Below are 829 nucleotides of genomic sequence, written 5' to 3' on the forward strand. Positions count from 1 at the left end.
CCTCACCCTCGTGGATGAGGCCGAGGAGGATGTGCTCTGTCCCGATGTAGTTGTGGTTGAGCATCCTGGCCTCCTCCTGAGCCAGGACGACAACCCGCCGCGCGCGGTCGGTGAACCTCTCGAACATGGTCATCCCTCCTCGGAGGTCGCCCACCGGGCACCCGTCCGCCACCCGAAAAAATACTTGGAAAATCCAAGCATTGACCGGTCCGGACGTGTTGTCAAGGACCGTTCTGTCCACTAACGTCCGATCGTGGTTCCCCTGCCGAACGACCCCGACGAGCCGCTGACGCACACGCTCTTCAAGCAGATCCACGCGCTCGCGGCGCAGGCGAACGCCGCCTTCACCGAACTGCTCGCCGACCTCGACCTGACCGAGGCGCTGGCCAACGCGCTGTGGCACCTGGACCCCCGCGTACCGCCGCCGTCCATGCGCGCCCTGGCCGCGACCCTCGGCTGCGACCCCTCGACGGTCACCTTCCTCACCCAGCGGCTGCGCCAGCGCGACCTCGTCCGCCTCGACGTCGCCGCGGGCGACCGCCGCATCAAGACCATCAGCCTGACCGCCAAAGGCGTCCGCGCCCGCGCCCGACTCGTCGACGCCGTCGCCTCCCGCTCCCCCCTCGCCCGCCTGACGGCCGACGAGCAGCACACCCTGTACACGCTGCTCGCCAAGACCGGCGTCACCCCGGACCGCATCGACCACGCGCTCTGACGGGGGCGGTGCGGCCGCGTCGCTCCGCCGAACACGCACGAGGCGGCGCCCCGTCGTCGTTGCCGGCGGGGCGCCGCCGCGGGGGGTTTCCGGGGCAGCGGGGGACCGTCCTCT

The 829-nt window shown here is 70.8% G+C and carries 2 protein-coding genes; one reads left to right on the top strand and one right to left on the bottom strand.

What is annotated here, in order from left to right:
• Positions 1-127 (bottom strand): Clp protease N-terminal domain-containing protein (locus QI554_RS25695; protein WP_146605600.1); only part of this gene is annotated, 127 nt, incomplete at its 3' end.
• A 126-nt stretch (positions 128-253) separates the two neighbouring features.
• On the opposite strand from QI554_RS25695, the gene QI554_RS25700 reads away from it, so the two are divergent.
• Positions 254-715, top strand: coding sequence for a MarR family winged helix-turn-helix transcriptional regulator (locus QI554_RS25700; RefSeq protein ID WP_281472760.1), 462 nt, complete (start codon positions 254-256; stop codon positions 713-715).
• The last annotated feature ends 114 nt before the right edge of the window (positions 716-829 follow it).

Source organism: Yinghuangia seranimata (genome assembly GCF_029953285.1).
GTDB classification, from domain to species: Bacteria; Actinomycetota; Actinomycetes; order Streptomycetales; family Streptomycetaceae; genus Yinghuangia; species Yinghuangia seranimata.